The sequence below is a fragment of the Ideonella benzenivorans genome, from assembly GCF_020387415.1.
GTDB lineage: Bacteria > Pseudomonadota > Gammaproteobacteria > Burkholderiales > Burkholderiaceae_C > Ideonella > Ideonella benzenivorans.
The window spans coordinates 484664-498349 of record NZ_JAGWCB010000008.1; the positions used below are offsets into that span (position 1 = coordinate 484664).

The 13686-nt window shown below is 69.1% G+C and carries 13 protein-coding genes, 2 tRNA genes and 1 riboswitch; of the genes, 9 read left to right on the forward strand and 6 right to left on the reverse strand.

The window, feature by feature from the left end:
• Positions 1-18 precede the first annotated feature (18 nt).
• The 5 genes from lptF to KGA65_RS07910 are packed head-to-tail and all read left to right on the forward strand — an operon-like array spanning position 19 to position 4735.
• Complete coding sequence (gene lptF / locus KGA65_RS07890) at positions 19-1125, forward strand: LPS export ABC transporter permease LptF (RefSeq protein WP_225862591.1); 1107 nt, start codon at positions 19-21, stop codon at positions 1123-1125.
• Positions 1122-2237, forward strand: a complete 1116-nt coding sequence (lptG, locus tag KGA65_RS07895; RefSeq protein ID WP_225862592.1) for an LPS export ABC transporter permease LptG — start codon at positions 1122-1124, stop codon at positions 2235-2237. The genes lptF and lptG overlap by 4 nt, the downstream gene beginning before the upstream one ends.
• A 13-nt stretch (positions 2238-2250) precedes the next feature.
• Complete coding sequence (locus KGA65_RS07900) at positions 2251-2625, forward strand: sirohydrochlorin chelatase (protein WP_225862593.1); 375 nt, start codon at positions 2251-2253, stop codon at positions 2623-2625.
• A 12-nt stretch (positions 2626-2637) separates the two neighbouring features.
• Positions 2638-3582: a CysB family HTH-type transcriptional regulator gene (locus KGA65_RS07905; protein ID WP_225862594.1), complete on the forward strand. Its 945-nt coding sequence runs from the start codon at positions 2638-2640 to the stop codon at positions 3580-3582.
• Positions 3572-4735 (forward strand): pyridoxal phosphate-dependent aminotransferase, encoded by a 1164-nt coding sequence (locus KGA65_RS07910; RefSeq protein ID WP_225862595.1) that lies wholly within the window; start codon positions 3572-3574, stop codon positions 4733-4735. Before KGA65_RS07905 ends, KGA65_RS07910 begins: the two co-directional genes overlap by 11 nt.
• A gap of 1 nt (position 4736) precedes the next feature.
• Here the strand turns inward: KGA65_RS07910 and KGA65_RS07915 are convergent, their stop codons facing one another.
• Positions 4737-6530: a hypothetical protein gene (locus KGA65_RS07915; RefSeq protein ID WP_225862596.1), complete on the reverse strand. Its 1794-nt coding sequence runs from the start codon at positions 6528-6530 to the stop codon at positions 4737-4739.
• Between the two features lie 282 nt (positions 6531-6812).
• The gene (locus KGA65_RS07920; RefSeq protein ID WP_225862597.1) at positions 6813-7520 is read right to left on the reverse strand and encodes a hypothetical protein; all 708 of its coding nucleotides are present in this window, start codon (positions 7518-7520) and stop codon (positions 6813-6815) included.
• Between the two features lie 141 nt (positions 7521-7661).
• Here KGA65_RS07920 and KGA65_RS07925 point away from each other — a divergent pair.
• Positions 7662-7738 (forward strand) — tRNA-Arg (locus KGA65_RS07925).
• 33 nt (positions 7739-7771) lie between these two features.
• A riboswitch (yybP-ykoY riboswitch) is annotated at positions 7772-7943 on the forward strand.
• A gap of 9 nt (positions 7944-7952) precedes the next feature.
• Positions 7953-8525, forward strand: a complete 573-nt coding sequence (locus tag KGA65_RS07930) for a TMEM165/GDT1 family protein (RefSeq protein WP_225862598.1) — start codon at positions 7953-7955, stop codon at positions 8523-8525.
• 15 nt (positions 8526-8540) lie between these two features.
• On the opposite strand, the gene KGA65_RS07935 is transcribed toward KGA65_RS07930, so the two are convergent.
• Both KGA65_RS07935 and KGA65_RS07940 read right to left on the reverse strand, forming a co-directional pair.
• A complete protein-coding gene (locus KGA65_RS07935; RefSeq protein WP_225862599.1) occupies positions 8541-9782 on the reverse strand; it encodes a DUF1501 domain-containing protein in 1242 nt (413 codons plus the stop codon).
• Between the two features lie 17 nt (positions 9783-9799).
• On the reverse strand, positions 9800-11206 hold the full coding sequence (locus KGA65_RS07940; RefSeq protein WP_225862600.1) for a DUF1800 domain-containing protein: 1407 nt from the start codon (positions 11204-11206) through the stop codon (positions 9800-9802).
• 109 nt (positions 11207-11315) lie between these two features.
• On the opposite strand from KGA65_RS07940, the gene KGA65_RS07945 reads away from it, so the two are divergent.
• Positions 11316-11392 (forward strand) — tRNA-Pro (locus KGA65_RS07945).
• Between the two features lie 45 nt (positions 11393-11437).
• Here KGA65_RS07945 and rraA read toward each other — a convergent pair.
• A complete protein-coding gene (rraA, locus tag KGA65_RS07950; protein WP_225862601.1) occupies positions 11438-11938 on the reverse strand; it encodes a ribonuclease E activity regulator RraA in 501 nt (166 codons plus the stop codon).
• A gap of 107 nt (positions 11939-12045) precedes the next feature.
• Here rraA and yedA point away from each other — a divergent pair, with 107 nt between their 5' ends.
• On the forward strand, positions 12046-12942 hold the full coding sequence (yedA, locus tag KGA65_RS07955) for a drug/metabolite exporter YedA (RefSeq protein WP_225862602.1): 897 nt from the start codon (positions 12046-12048) through the stop codon (positions 12940-12942).
• Between the two features lie 7 nt (positions 12943-12949).
• On the opposite strand, the gene KGA65_RS07960 is transcribed toward yedA, so the two are convergent.
• Positions 12950-13609 carry a glutathione S-transferase family protein gene (locus KGA65_RS07960; RefSeq protein ID WP_225862603.1) on the reverse strand — a complete coding sequence of 220 codons (660 nt, stop codon included), beginning with the start codon at positions 13607-13609 and terminating at the stop codon, positions 12950-12952.
• Positions 13610-13686: the final 77 nt, after the last annotated feature.

Here is a 13686-nt window from a genome sequence, read left to right on the forward strand (position 1 = left end):
GATTGAAATGAGCTTTTGATGTTATTCGATTCATCCGTCCGCAAGGAGTTGGCACGCAGCTTCGGCGCCACCCTCGTCGTCATCCTCACGATCGTGATGACGATGATGCTGATCCGCACCCTGGGCCTGGCCGCCAACGGCTCCGTCTCGCCCCAGGATGTGGCGATGGTGCTGGGGTTCAACGCGCTGGGCCAGTTGCCGCTGATGCTGGCCCTCTCGCTGTTCGTGGCCGTGGTGCTGAGCCTGGGCCGCATGTACCGCGAAAGCGAGATGTCCATCTGGTTCACCGCGGGCGTGGGGCTGGGCCGCTTCATCCGGCCGGTGGTGCGCATGGCCTGGCCGGTCTATGCCGGGCTGGCGGTGCTGGTGCTGGCGGTGTGGCCCTGGGTCAACCAGCAAACGGCCGAGATCAAGTCCCGCTATGAACAGCGCTCGGATCTCTCCCGGGTAGCCCCCGGCAGCTTCCAGGCCTCGGGCGATGGCAGCCGCGTGTTCTTCATCGAGCGCAATGGCGACATTGCCGGCGTGGCGCGCAACGTGTTCCTGCTGACCAACAAGGGCAGCGTGGAATCCGTGACCACCGCGCACAGCGGCCACATCGAGAACGGCACCGAAGACCGCACGCTGGTGCTGGATGTGGGCCATCGCAATGAGCATGACGAAAAGAGTGGCGTGAACAGCCGCATGGAGTTCGAGCGCTTCCGCCTGCTGGTGGACACCAACCGCGCACCCAACCCGTCCTCGCTGCCGCCCAAGGCCCTGGACACCTTTCAACTGCTGATGGACCGAACCCCCGCCAACATGGGTGAGCTGACCTGGCGCCTGGGCCTGCTATTGGGCGGCATCAACCTGTCGCTGCTGGGCATCGGCGCGGCGGCCACCAACCCGCGTCGCCCCGGCAACTGGAACCTGCTGCTCGCGCTGTTGGGCTTCCTGGTGTACTTCAACCTGGTGAACCTGAGCCAGGCCTGGGTGAACGCCGGCAAGGTCCATATCGTGCCCACACTGCTGGTGCTGCACGGCCTGGCCCTGGCAGGCGCGATGGCCCTGATCTGGTGGCGCGACCACGCCAGCGTCATGCACTGGCGCCTGCCCCGGCCTTCGGCCACGGGGGCTGGCGCATGAAGACCGTCCGCAAGCTGATCTACCGCGACGTGCTGTGGTCGGTGTTCTTTGTCGCCCTGGCCTTCCTGGCCCTGTTCTTCTTCATCGACTTCCTCGACGAACTGGGTCGCGTGGGCCGGGACGGCTACACCCTGGGCCGGGCCATGCTGTCGGCGGCCCTGTCCATGCCGGGGCGTTTGTACGAACTGGGCCCCATTGCGGTGCTCATCGGCACCATTTATGCGATGGCGCGCCTGGCCCAGTCGTCCGAGTACACCATCCTGCGCACCGCCGGCCTGGGGCCTGAACGCGCGCTGACCCTGCTGCTGGTGCTGGGTCTGGTGCTCGGCGTCTTCACCTTCGTGGTGGGCGAGTACATCGCCCCGCTGAGCGAGCAGCAGGCCAGCGCGCTGCGCTCCAAGCAGCGCGGCACCAGCGTCTGGAACTCCAAGGCTGGCGCTTGGCTGAAGGAACACCGCGAAACACCCGAAGGCGAGCGCAACTACTCCATCAACGTGCGACGTGCCGAGGCCCATGAGGTGATGCGCGACATCCGCATCTTCGAGCACGACGCCAACGGCCAGTTGCTCTCCCGCATCGAGGCGGACAAGGCCACCGCCGGCAAGGGCCCCCATGGCGCGGTCTGGCACCTGGAGAAGGTCCAGATCACCGACTGGCCGCCCACTTTCGACCGGCCGTTGACCGTCAAGGAACTGCCCACCCTGGACTGGGCGACCACGCTGGACACCGGCCTGGTCTCGGCCGCCATCTCACCCATCGACTCCATGTCCACGGTGGAGCTCTGGCGCTACAGCCGCCACCTGAGCGACCAGGCCCAGACCTCCCAGCGCTACGAGCTACAGTTCTGGAAACGGGTCTTCTACCCCTTTGCCTGCATCGTGATGGTGGCACTGGCCCTGCCCTTTGCCTACCTGCATGCGCGCTCGGGTGGCATCAGCCTGAAGGTGTTCGGCGGCATCATGCTGGGCATCAGCTTCGTGCTGCTCAACAACGTGGTGGGCCACCTGGGCCTGCTGCATGCCTGGACTCCGTGGTTGGCCTCGTCGGTGCCCAGCCTGATCTACCTGGGCCTGTCACTGGCGGCCTTCTGGTGGTTGGTCCGCTACCGGTGAGGGAGTGCCTCGCATGCGTGGACTGATTCTCTTCGCACACGGCGCACGCGACCCCGGCTGGGCCGCGCCGCTGCAGGCCACCGTGGCCCGCGTGCAGGCCCTGCAACCCGACGTGCCCGCCACCCTGGCCTTTCTGGAATTCCTGGCCCCCACGCTGGAAGCCGCAGCGGCCCAACTGGCCGAGCGGGGCTGCACCCACATCGAGGTGCTGCCCCTGTTCCTCGGCGCTGGCGGGCATGTCCGCAAGGATTTGCCCGAACGCCTGAATGCGCTGAAGTCCCAATACCCCGCGCTGCACTGGCAGCTCCGCCCGGCCGTGGGTGAATCGCCCCGGCTGATCGAGGCGATGGCCCTCGCGGCCCTCGACGCACCGCCCCCTCAGCCCTGAATCTCCCTGCCGATGAACCTGCACCAGTTCCGATTCGTCCAGGAAGCGGTCCGCCGCAACCTGAACCTGACCGAAACCGCCAAGGCGCTCTACACCTCGCAGCCCGGCATCTCCAAGGCCATCCTCGAGTTCGAGGAAGAGTTGGGCGTCGACATCTTCGTGCGCCACGGCAAGCGGCTCAAGCGGGTCACCGAGCCCGGCCTGGCGGTGCTGAAGTCGGTGGACATCATCCTGCGCGAGGTGGCCAACCTCAAGCGCATCGGCGAGGAGTTCTCCAAACAGGATGCCGGCCGGCTGTCGATCGCAGCCACCCACACCCAGGCCCGCTACATCCTGCCCGAGGCCGTGGCCCAGCTGAGCAAGCGCCTGCCCAAGGTGAAGATCAGCCTGCACCAGGGCACCCCGGAGCAGGTGGCCCAGATGCTGCTGGACGACACGGCCGACATCGGCATCGCCACGGAATCGCTGGCCGAGGTGGACGAGCTGGTGACGCTGCCCTGCTACGAATGGCAGCACGTCGTGGTGATGCCGCAGGACCACCCGCTGGCGACGGTCGAGCGGCTGACGCTGGAACAGCTGGCCGAGGTGCCGCTGATCTCCTACCAGCCGGCCTTCACCGGCCGCAAACGCATCGACCAGGCCTTTGCCCAGCGCAAGCTGACCCCCAACATCGTGCTGGAGGCCATCGACTCGGACGTGATCAAGACCTATGTGCGCTCCGGCCTGGGCGTGGGCATCGTGGCCGAGATGGCGATGAGCTCCGAGCCGGCCGGCGGTGAGCTGATCAGCAAGCCCGCGTCGCACCTGTTCGGCACCAACACCACCCGCGTCGCCTTCCGGCGCGGTGCCTATCTGCGCAGCTACGTCCTCCAATTCGCCGAACTGCTGTCCGACCGGCTCTCACGTCAGTTGATCGAGCGGGCCATGAACAGCACCGGAGACAGTTATGAGCTTTGAACCCCGCACGCCCCTCGTGTCCTCCCGGCTGCCCCAGGTGGGCACCACCATCTTCACCGTGATGTCCGCCCTGGCGCAGCAGCACCAGGCCGTGAACCTGGGCCAGGGCTTCCCCGACTTCGAAGGTGATCCGGCTCTGATCGATGCCGTCACCCAGGCCATGCGGGACGGCCTCAACCAGTACCCTCCCATGGCAGGCGTGCCCGCGCTGCGGGAAGCCATCGTGGGCAAGATTGAGCGGCTGCACGGCCACCGCTACGACCCCGCCAGCGAGGTCACCATCACGGCCGGGGCGACCCAGGCCCTGCTGACCGCGGTGCTGGCCCTGGTCCAGCCGGGCGATGACGTCGTCGTGCTCGAACCCTGCTACGACAGCTACGAGCCCGCCATTGCCCTGGCCGGTGCCCGCACCGTGCGGGTGCCGCTGAACCCGCAGACGCTGCATGTGGACCTGGACCGGCTGGCCGCGGCGCTGACGCCACGCACCCGGCTGCTGATCATCAACACACCCCACAACCCATCGGGCATGGTGTGGACGGCGCAGGAACGCGACCAGCTGCGCGACCTGCTGCGCCCCACCGACATCCTGGTCCTCTCGGACGAGGTCTACGAGCACATGGTCTATGACGGCCGCCCCCATGTCAGCGTCAGCGGCGACCCCGAGCTGGCCGCGCGCAGCATGGTGGTGTCCAGCTTCGGCAAGACCTTTCACGTCACCGGCTGGAAAGTGGGCTATGTGGCGGCCCCGGCCTCGCTGATGGCCGAGTTCCGCAAGGTGCACCAGTTCAACGTCTTCACGGTGAACACGCCGATGCAGCACGGTCTGGCCCGCTACCTGGCCAACCCGGCGCCCTACCTGGACCTGCCGGCCTTCTACCAGCGCAAGCGCGACCTGTTCCGTGCTGGCCTGGCCAGCACGCGCTTTGAGCTGCTGCCCTGCGAAGGCACCTACTTCCAGTGCGTGGACTATTCCGCCATCAGCGATCTGGACGACGCCAGTTTCTGCCGCTGGCTCATCGAACACGCGGGTGTGGCGGCCATTCCGCTCTCAGCCTTCCATGCCGAAGCGCCCCAGCGCCAGCTGGTCCGCTTCTGCTTTGCCAAGCGGGAAGAGACGCTGCAAGCCGCGCTGAGCCGCTTGCAGGCGCTCTGACTCAGGCCTTGGGCGGCGCCGCGTCGGGCGAGACGGCGCCAGGCCCCCCCGGGCTGGGCGCCAGCTCCAGGTCGAGGTCCAGATGTTCCGAGTCGGGAGGAAGCCCCACGGGGGTGCCATCCAACATCGGCAGCAGCAGGTCCACTTGATCGTGTTGGCCCCCGGCGGCCTGCCACAGATCCCGCGCCACGGCGTAGAGCATCAGCAGGTCCCGGTAGGCGGGCAGGTCGAACAGTTCGCGGCTCTCATCGCGCCGGAACAGCATCGCCTCCAGCACGGCCATCGCATCCAGCGGTGACGCCCAGGCGGCCTGGACCTCCTTCACGGCTTCGGGATAGTCCTCCAGCACGCGGCCGTGCATCGGCCCGATGTCCCAGTCCGGCGCATAGGCGTTGAAGCGTCGGTTGAAGCGGGCGCGGACCCGCTCGTAGGCACCGCGGTCGCCCTGCCGGCGGTAGATCTCCAGCAGCTTGGTGTATGGCAGCGGACTCTGCCCGCCGGTGCCGCGCAGGTGCGACATCAGCACCTCAATGGCCGCATCCTCCTGCCCCAGGGCGATGAAGAAATCCGCCTGCTGTTCCAGATCCAGCAACTCCTCCACCGAGACCTCGCGTGGGGCCTCCGCCGGGCCGAAGGTCATCGTGGCCGAGGGATTGAACGGAGCCGCCGGTGTGGCCGCGGCGGACGGCGGGGGTGAGACCACCTCGGGGGCCACAGGCATTTCAGGCAGCGGCACCGTCTCGTCGGCCGCAGCAGGCGCCACCGGCGCCCAGTCGCTGGGGGGCGCAAAGGTGGAGTTCCCCGCCTTCACCAACGGATGCGCCGGCTCGGCCGCCAGCCAAGCCTCTTCTTCCTCGTCATGCTCGAAAGCGCTGTCCTTGCGGCCGGCCGTCCGGGGGCGGTCCTCTGTCCACCAGGGGCGAGCCCGCAGCAGTTCGCGCTGGCGGCGCCACAACAGCAGCCCGCCCAGCCCCATGGCCAAGACCACGCCCCCCAGCCCCAGCAGCAGCCAGTTGTTGCGCCGTTCGGCGGCATCCAGGCGTTGGCGCAATTCCTCGTTGGCCATGCGCAGCACATCGCTGTTGTGGCGCAAGGCCAGCAGAGCGGCATCCCCACCCATCGCAGGCACCGAAGCGGCAGAGGCCGCTGCGGCCGCGGGACTGGCCGCCGATGCGGGTGCCCGCACCACTGGCGCCGCACTGGCCGCCTGCGATGCCGCCAGGACCGAAGGCTCGACCACATCGAGTTGCAGACGCGGGCGCACCGGCCCGGTGTTGGAGGCGTGCTGCTCCACCCTGGCCTCGGCCGTGCGCGCCGGCACCGGCGCCGCCACATGCCGCCGGGCCGAGCGCCGAGGCGCCGCCGCGGAAGACGGTGCCGCATGGGCCAGTGCCTCCGCCTGCAGTGTGCTGCGGCTCACCGGTGACGCCACCGTTGCAGTCTCGGCCATGGCGCCCGGGGGGTCGGCCAACAGCACGAACTGACGCGAAAACTTGCCACTGCAGCCGGCCGACACGGTCACCCGGAGCACCGGCTCCTCGACCGGCGAGGTGGTCGAAATGCGGGCCAGCCACTGTCCCGGCACATTGCGGGTCAGCACCTGCACACGCACCTGATTGGATGGCAGGGACACATCACCCGCCATCACATCCGCGGTCACACAGCCGGGCGCGATCGGACTGTCACCGTCGCCCTCCAACGGCACCCAGACGAGGAGCGGCTGGCCCAGCACCGTCTGGCCCTGAGGATGGCCGAAACTGGCACCATGCGCCGCCATCGCGGCGGACAGGGCCATGCAAGTCAGCAACAGCTCCGGAACCCTATTTTTTTTCATCTCGTGTGGGCCATCGTGGCCTTTCGCGGTCTGACTCTAGCATGCAAGTAGACGTAACAGACCTGACTGAGCCTGATCCCGTGCGCCCCATGCAACGCATGCCATCCGATCCTGTGCGGACTCCGAGACTGCAAGTCCGCCCCTCACCTTGATTGTGCGGTATCCCCCGGCCCGGCCGATCTGTCAAACACCGCAGTGCAAACCCGGTAGACCAGCGCACCGCGTGATCATGATGGCGCCCGATCAGCCGTCCAGCCCGGGGGCGTCGGGCGCCACCTGGATCCGGCGGGCTTCTTCCAGCGCCAGCTCGAACAACCCCAGAGCCTCCCGCACCGCCACCACATCGGGCACCGACAGCGCCCGCCGCATCACCAGATGGCCCCGGTAGACCAGCAAGGCGAAGGTTGGCAACTGCCCCACCGAGGAACCTGCCGCATGGGCCTCGTCGGCCAGCCGCCCCCAGTGCAACAGGCGGTCCCCCATGGAGCTGTGGAGCCACGCCATCAGCCAATCCACCCCATTGCCGACCGCCGCGAACCAGCCACGCAGCGGCCCCAGCTGTGTCGCACCGAGACGGGGGCTCATGGCCAGCCAGCGCATCTCCTCCGGGGTCTCCTCGTCCAGCCGGGTCTGCACGCCGCCGGTGAACTGCACAAAGACCTCGCGCTCCAGGCCGTCCATCAGGGCCTTGGGCATCAGGAGGGCGTAACACTGGGGATCCAGCCCGGTCTCGGCCCGCAACCGCAGCTCATGGCGGCCCAAATAACGGCGCTGTGACGGCCCCCACTCGATGCGGATGTCTTTTCCGGGGCCTGCCTGCTCGACCACGAACCCATCGTGCTCGCGTGTGGTCTTGAACACCCAGCCCTGGGCTTCGCACCACTGCGCCACCGCCTGCCAGCGGGCAGCCCCCCGACGGCCCAGGAACCAGTCACGCAGAGACAGGCTCATGGTGTGCCAAGCCGGTGAGAAAGCGAAACGGAAGAGCGCCGGAACATGCAACAAGTGTATGCGGGCCCTCCATCAGCCGTGCGAGGGATGTCACGCAGCACCGGACCGCCGTGGACAGGGCCTTAGAATCGCGCGGCGCTGCTGCCCGTAGCTCAACTGGATAGAGCAGCTGCCTTCTAAGCAGCAGGTCGGGGGTTCGAGTCCCTCCGGGCAGGCCAACCGTCCCGCGCCATGCGCATCGGCTATAGTCGCCGCTCGTCATTGGGGAGTAGCCGCCCTGCATCACCTGCAGGGGTCGACGTCAACACACTTGGCCGTGAGGCCATGGCGTCGACAGCCCAACCGCCTGGCAAGACCTTTGACCACGTGACCTCCGACAGGGCCGGGGATGGTGCGTGGTCTCTGGTTTTCTCACCGGCCCCTGGACCTCTCATGGAAGCCTTCCTGATCTCGACCGGGGTTGTCACCCTGGGTGAAATGGGTGACAAGACCCAGCTGCTGGCCTTTTTGCTGGCGGCCAAGTTCAAGCGTCCCGTGCCCATCATCCTGGGCATCCTCACCGCCACCGTGCTCAACCATGCGGCCGCAGGCGCCGTGGGCACCTGGCTGGCCGCGCTGATGGGCCCGCAGGTGCTGCGCTGGGTCATCGGCCTGGGCTTCATCGCGATGGCTGGCTGGATGCTGGTGCCCGACAAGGCCGACGACGAGGCGGCCGAAGGCCATCAGCGCTTTGGCGTGTTCGGCACCACGGTGCTCGCCTTCTTCCTGGCCGAGATGGGTGACAAGACCCAGATCGCCACGGTGGCCCTGGCCGCCCGCTATGAGCACCTGCTGCCGGTGGTGGCCGGCACCACGCTGGGCATGATGCTGGCCGACGTGCCGGCCGTGTTCCTGGGCGACAAGCTGGCCAAGAAGCTGTCGATGACGCTGGTGCATGGCATCGCCGCGCTGATCTTCCTGGTGCTGGGGCTGCTGACGCTGTTCAACGTGGGGCATCTGTTCTGAGCTGGATGGGCGCGCTCAGGCGCGCCACAGGGGCAAGGGCTTGAGCCCGGCGCTGCCGGGAAACACCTGTTCGGACAGCCCCCGTTCGCTCAGCCCCAGTTGCGGCCCCAGCACGCTCTTGAGCACGGCCCGCAGATCGGTGGTGATCCGCAGGTCGCGGCCTTCGAAGCGGTTCGCCGGGGCCAGCCCCGGCCAGTCGCTCAGCACCTGACCGCCCCGCACCCGGCCGCCCAGCACCCAGGCGGCGCCACCGGTGCCGTGGTCCGTGCCGCGGGTGCCATTGATCTCGACAGTGCGGCCGAACTCCGTGGCCACCACCACGACTGTGCGCTGCCAGGCGTCACCGGCGGCCGGTGCCGTCAGCGCCATGCGCAAGGCTGCCAGCCCCTGGTCAAGCTCGCGCAGACGCTGCGTCAGTGGCGCATGTTCGCCCGCCTCGTCCACATGGCTGTCCCACCCCGGCAGGTCCAGCACGGCAGCCTGCGGTCCGTCCGGCCGGGCCAGCAGCGCCCCGGCACGTTGGCTCAAGGCCACAAAACTCCCTGCCGCCTGCCGTGCCTTGCCTGGCGGCATCGGTGCACTGGCCGCCGACATGGGCTGCGCCATCGTCTCGGGCATGGCCGCCGCGGCCACCTCGGCCTGGACGCCCCGCGCCCGCGCCAGCGCATGCGACAGCGCGGCATCGTCCGCATACAGCCGTTGCAGCCGTCCCAACAGGTCGTCGCTTGGCAAGGGCAGATAGGACGGCGCCCAGGTGTCCACCCCGCGCCAGCCCCGCAGCACCAGCGGCACCGCGGTGCTCAGCGCCAGGCCGCTCTGGTGCGTGAGTGCGAGGGCGCGACCAAGCCAGCCATCGCGCAGCTGGCCGGGCTGCACGCCGCCGGATTCCAGCACCTGCTGCGCATCGAAGTGCGAACGCTCGTGGTAGGGCAGCCCCACCGCATGCACCACCAGCAGTTCGCCGCGTCCGTAGGCGGCATGCATTTGGGCCAGCGCTGGGTGCAGGGCGAATGTGCGGTCCAGCGGCAGCGCGGCCCCCGCCAGCTCGGTGAAGCGGTCCCGTGCGGTGGCAAAGGCCGGGTCCCCTGGTGCAGGCACGGCGAACAAGCCGTCCAGACCGCCGCGCAGGATCACGAACACGACCCGCCCACCGCCGGCCTGCCCCTGGCCTGCCAGCACCAGACGGCTGCCCAGACCCGTGGCCGTGCCCGCCAGCAAGCCCAGCCAACGACGGCGATTCCACAAAAGTTCAGCCATGGGAGGCCTCCAAAGGCTCAGCGGCGCTGGAATTCGGGCGACATCATCAGCAGCACCAGCGCCTGGGTGCCGTCCGCCGCGCGTTCGATCTGGGTGCGGGTGGCGGCGCTCAGCAGCGGCCCCAGCGAGGCCTCGGCCAAGGCACGGGCGTCCAGCCCTGCGCCAAAGCGTTCGGCCAGCCGCTGGGTCCACTCGATGCGCTTCCACACCCCGTCCGGCGCCAGCCAGTCCTCGGCGCGGTCGGGCCAGCCCGCCGGCGAAGTGGCCCGCTGAAGCGCCTGCCCCATGCTGCCGATGCCGCCATCGGGAGCCGGCTGCAGCCAGCGAGCCCCCAGGCCCAACAGGCGGGCGCAGGACAGCGCATGTTCCTGTGGCGTCTTCAGCTTGCGCTGCGGCAGGGTCCAGGCCGGTGGGGCGTCGATCAGCGCCTGGTACAGGGCCATCAGCTGCCCCTGGCTGTCCAGGTAGGCCCGGCGCAGCCGCTCCACCAGCGCCGCTGGCGGGTCGTCGGCCACCACATGCCGTGCCAGTTTGAGGGCCAGATGCCGCGCCGTGGCCGGGTGCAGCGCCAGGTCCTGCAGCACCCTGTCCAGGGCCTGCGGCCCTTCCGGATAGGTGTGTCCCAGCAAGGTCTTGGGGCCCGGCTGATGGCGCTTGGGTTCGAAGCGGGTCACGCCCTGCGGGCCCTCCGGACCGCTGGTCCAACCGGTCAGTACCTGGGCAAAGGCCGTCACATCGGCCTGGCTGTAGCCAGCGCCGGCCGGTTCAGGCCTGCGGCTGACCTCGGCCCCCAGCGTGTGCAACTCCAGCACCTCGCGCGCGAGGTTCTCGTTCAGGCCCAGGTGGCGGTCGGCATGCCGCTGTGCCGCCAGCGATGCCGGCCCCACCGAGCGCTGGTTGTCCAGGTAGCGCAGCATGGCCGGATGCAGCGTGGTGGCCCGCAGCAGTTCCTGAAACGAGCCAGCCAGATGGGGGCGGATCGCCTCGCGCTCGAACGTCCCTGCCAAGCCAAACAGCTTGCCGGAGGCCTCGGAGACCGTGAAATGGTTGGCCCAGAACATCACCAGCCGTTCCACCCAGGGCCGGCGACTCTGGGCACCAGCCGCCAAGCCGGCACGCAGGTTGGTGTCCTGCAGCTGCCGCTGTTGCTGTCGCACCGCCTGGGCGGCCGCCTCGGCCTCCCGGGCCAGCGCCTCCTCGCGCGCCTGGCCCCGGGCCGCCTTGCGCTGGGCCACGGCCTGGGCGCGCTGCTCGGCCAGCGCCAGCACGGCCGGCGTGTCCGCCAAGCCCTCCACCGGCGGCGGATCGGCCGGACCCAGCTGCGCCATCAGCCAGCGCCGAGGATCCGCCCCCACCACCGACAGACTGGCTTCCCCCAGGCCGAAGCGATGGGCGGCCAAGGCAATGTCCACGGACGTGCGCATGTAGAGGCCCTTTCGTTTCTGGTTCAACGCGGCGGCCGATGCCGACGACGACACCCCGGCACCAGAAACCGTGCCATGCGTTTCTCCACGCTACAATCGCGGCCTTCGTCGGGGTGTAGCGCAGTCTGGTAGCGCATCTGCTTTGGGAGCAGAGGGTCGAAGGTTCGAATCCTTTCACCCCGACCAGTTCCATGGACGGCCTGGCGCGCACCGCGCCCAGGCCGTTGTCGTTCAGGCCGGTTGCGCCATCACGACAATGCCGTCCTCGTCGGCATAGAGCCAGTCCCCGGGGCGGACCCAGACGCCGTCGATCTGCACCGGCACGTCCCGCAGCCCCTGGTCCCGACGGTCAGTCGGCAGCGGCATCAGTGCCAGGGCCCGGATGCCCACTTGGCAAGCCCGCAACTCGGCGGCGTCGCGCACGGCCCCATGGACCAGCACGCCCGCCCAGCCGTTGTCCTGCGCCGCCTGGCCCAGGTTGCCGCCCACCAGGGCACGGCGCAGCGAGCCGCCCCCATCCACCACCAGCACCCGCCCCTGGCCGGGCGAATTGACCGCCTCGCGCACCCGCGAGTTGTCGTCCAGACACTGCACGGTGCTGACCGGGCCGGCAAAGCGGGTCAGGCCCCCGAAATCCCGGAACAGCGGCGGCAGCACGCGGAACTGGCCATCGCTGTCGCCCTTGTGGGCATCGCAGAGATCGCAGGTGGAAAACTCGGTCGGGGTGCTCAAAAAAGTCTCCTCAGGGTGGGCCGCAACCGGTTCCGGTCCGCCCTGCGCAGCCGTCCGTCGACCCTGCCCGCCAGCCTAGCACGCGGGGGCCCGTAACATGCCGCCCCATGTCCACGGTTTCTCTTCCCAACCCGGCCGGCCCGTCGCGCCTGAGCCCGCTCATCCTGGCCTGTCTGGCCGCCACCTGGCTGGTCTGGGGCTCCACCTACCTGGTGATCAAGTACGCCCTGATCAGCTTCCCGCCCTTCTTCCAGATGGGCACGCGCTTTGTCGCCGCCGGCGCCCTGCTGATGGCCTGGACACGCTGGCGCGGCCAGCCCTGGCCCACTTGGCGCGAATGGCGCCACGCCCTGATCGTCGGCAGCCTGATGCTGGGCGGTGGCATGGGCGGCACCGCCGTGGCCGAAGAGACCGTGGGCTCGGGCCTGGTCGTGGCCTTCATCGCGGTGGTGCCGATGATGATCGCGCTGGCCAACCTGGCCTTCGGCGTGCGCCCGGGCCGGCTGGAGCTGGCCGGCATCTGCGTGGGGCTGGTGGGGGTGCTGATGCTCACCCAGGGGGCGGGCTTCCAGGCCTCGCCGCGCGGGCTGCTGGCCATCACCGTGGCCTGCGTGACTTGGTCGATCGGCAGCGTGCTCAGCCAGTTTCGCCTGCCGCTGGCCCCCGGGGCCACCGGCTTTGCCAGCGAGATGCTGTGCGGCGGCGTGGTGCTGCTTGGCCTGTCTGCCTGGGCCGGCGAGGCGCCGCACCGGCCCCCGCAACCGGTGGCTCTGGCCTCCTGGGCCTATCTGGTGGTCTTCGGCTCGCTGATCGCCTTCAACGCCTACATGGTGCTGCTGGCCCAGGCGCCGGCCGGCCTGGCCTCCAGCTACACCTTCGTCAACCCGGTGATCGCGATGCTGCTGGGCGTTGCCGTGGCCGGCGAGACCGTGTCATCCTTTGAATGGATGGCCGTCGGCGTGGTGCTGGCCGGGGTGGTGCTGCTGGCGGCCCGGCGCGGCTGAACCGCGCTCAGAACTCCGCTTCGAGCTCGTCGATCTCGTCGGGCTCCTGCTGGGCCGCCGCCGTCCATTCCTGCAGTTCGGACATGGCCAGCACCCGCTCACAGTAGGCGGCACACACGGGGTCCTCGACCCGGACGTCGTAGGTCTTCAGGCGGGTCACCACTGGGGCGTACATCGCATCGGCCATGCCGCGGTCTGCGCCAAACAGCCAGGGGCCGCCATAGGTGTCCAGGCAACTGCGCCAGATCTCCAGCACATGCTGGATGTCGGCCTGGGCCCGGCTCCAGACCTTGAAGCCCGGGAAGTGGCCCTTCAGGTTCATCGGCAGGGCCGAGCGCAGCGAGACGAAGCCGGAGTGCATCTCGCCGCAGATGGCGCGGCAGTGCGCGCGGGCGGCCCGGTCGGCGGGCAACAGCCCCGCCTTGGGCTTGACCTCGTGCAGGTACTCGGCAATCGCCAGCGTGTCCCACACCCGGATGCCGTTGTGCTGCAGGCAAGGCACCAGGATGCTGGGCGCCAGCAGCAGCATCTCGGCCTTCGCATTCGGGTCGTCGGCCGGCACCATCACCTCTTCGAAAGGCAGGCCGGCGAACCGGGCGAGCAGCCAGCCCCGCAGGGACCAGGACGAGTAGTTCTTGCTGCTCAGCGTCAGGGTGGTCTTGGACATCCGGTGTCTCCTCGGTAGGGGACGTGGTGCAAGTGCTGTGCCCGTGTCGGGCCGGCCCACCGGCCCGTTCGGATGGC

What these genes read in the sequence shown, in the direction of transcription:
- KGA65_RS07930 (WP_225862598.1), top strand. Translation starts at nt 7,953, where the DNA reads ATGGAAGCCTTCCTGATCTCGACCGGGGTTGTCACCCTGGGTGAAATG.
- KGA65_RS07915 (WP_225862596.1), bottom strand. Translation starts at nt 6,530, where the DNA reads ATGGCCCTGTCCGCCGCGATGGCGGCGCATGGTGCCAGTTTCGGCCAT.
- KGA65_RS07910 (WP_225862595.1), top strand. Translation starts at nt 3,572, where the DNA reads ATGAGCTTTGAACCCCGCACGCCCCTCGTGTCCTCCCGGCTGCCCCAG.
- KGA65_RS07940 (WP_225862600.1), bottom strand. Translation starts at nt 11,206, where the DNA reads ATGCGCACGTCCGTGGACATTGCCTTGGCCGCCCATCGCTTCGGCCTG.
- KGA65_RS07960 (WP_225862603.1), bottom strand. Translation starts at nt 13,609, where the DNA reads ATGTCCAAGACCACCCTGACGCTGAGCAGCAAGAACTACTCGTCCTGG.
- yedA (WP_225862602.1), top strand. Translation starts at nt 12,046, where the DNA reads ATGTCCACGGTTTCTCTTCCCAACCCGGCCGGCCCGTCGCGCCTGAGC.
- lptG (WP_225862592.1), top strand. Translation starts at nt 1,122, where the DNA reads ATGAAGACCGTCCGCAAGCTGATCTACCGCGACGTGCTGTGGTCGGTG.
- KGA65_RS07935 (WP_225862599.1), bottom strand. Translation starts at nt 9,782, where the DNA reads ATGGCTGAACTTTTGTGGAATCGCCGTCGTTGGCTGGGCTTGCTGGCG.
- KGA65_RS07900 (WP_225862593.1), top strand. Translation starts at nt 2,251, where the DNA reads ATGCGTGGACTGATTCTCTTCGCACACGGCGCACGCGACCCCGGCTGG.
- KGA65_RS07920 (WP_225862597.1), bottom strand. Translation starts at nt 7,520, where the DNA reads ATGAGCCTGTCTCTGCGTGACTGGTTCCTGGGCCGTCGGGGGGCTGCC.
- KGA65_RS07905 (WP_225862594.1), top strand. Translation starts at nt 2,638, where the DNA reads ATGAACCTGCACCAGTTCCGATTCGTCCAGGAAGCGGTCCGCCGCAAC.
- lptF (WP_225862591.1), top strand. Translation starts at nt 19, where the DNA reads ATGTTATTCGATTCATCCGTCCGCAAGGAGTTGGCACGCAGCTTCGGC.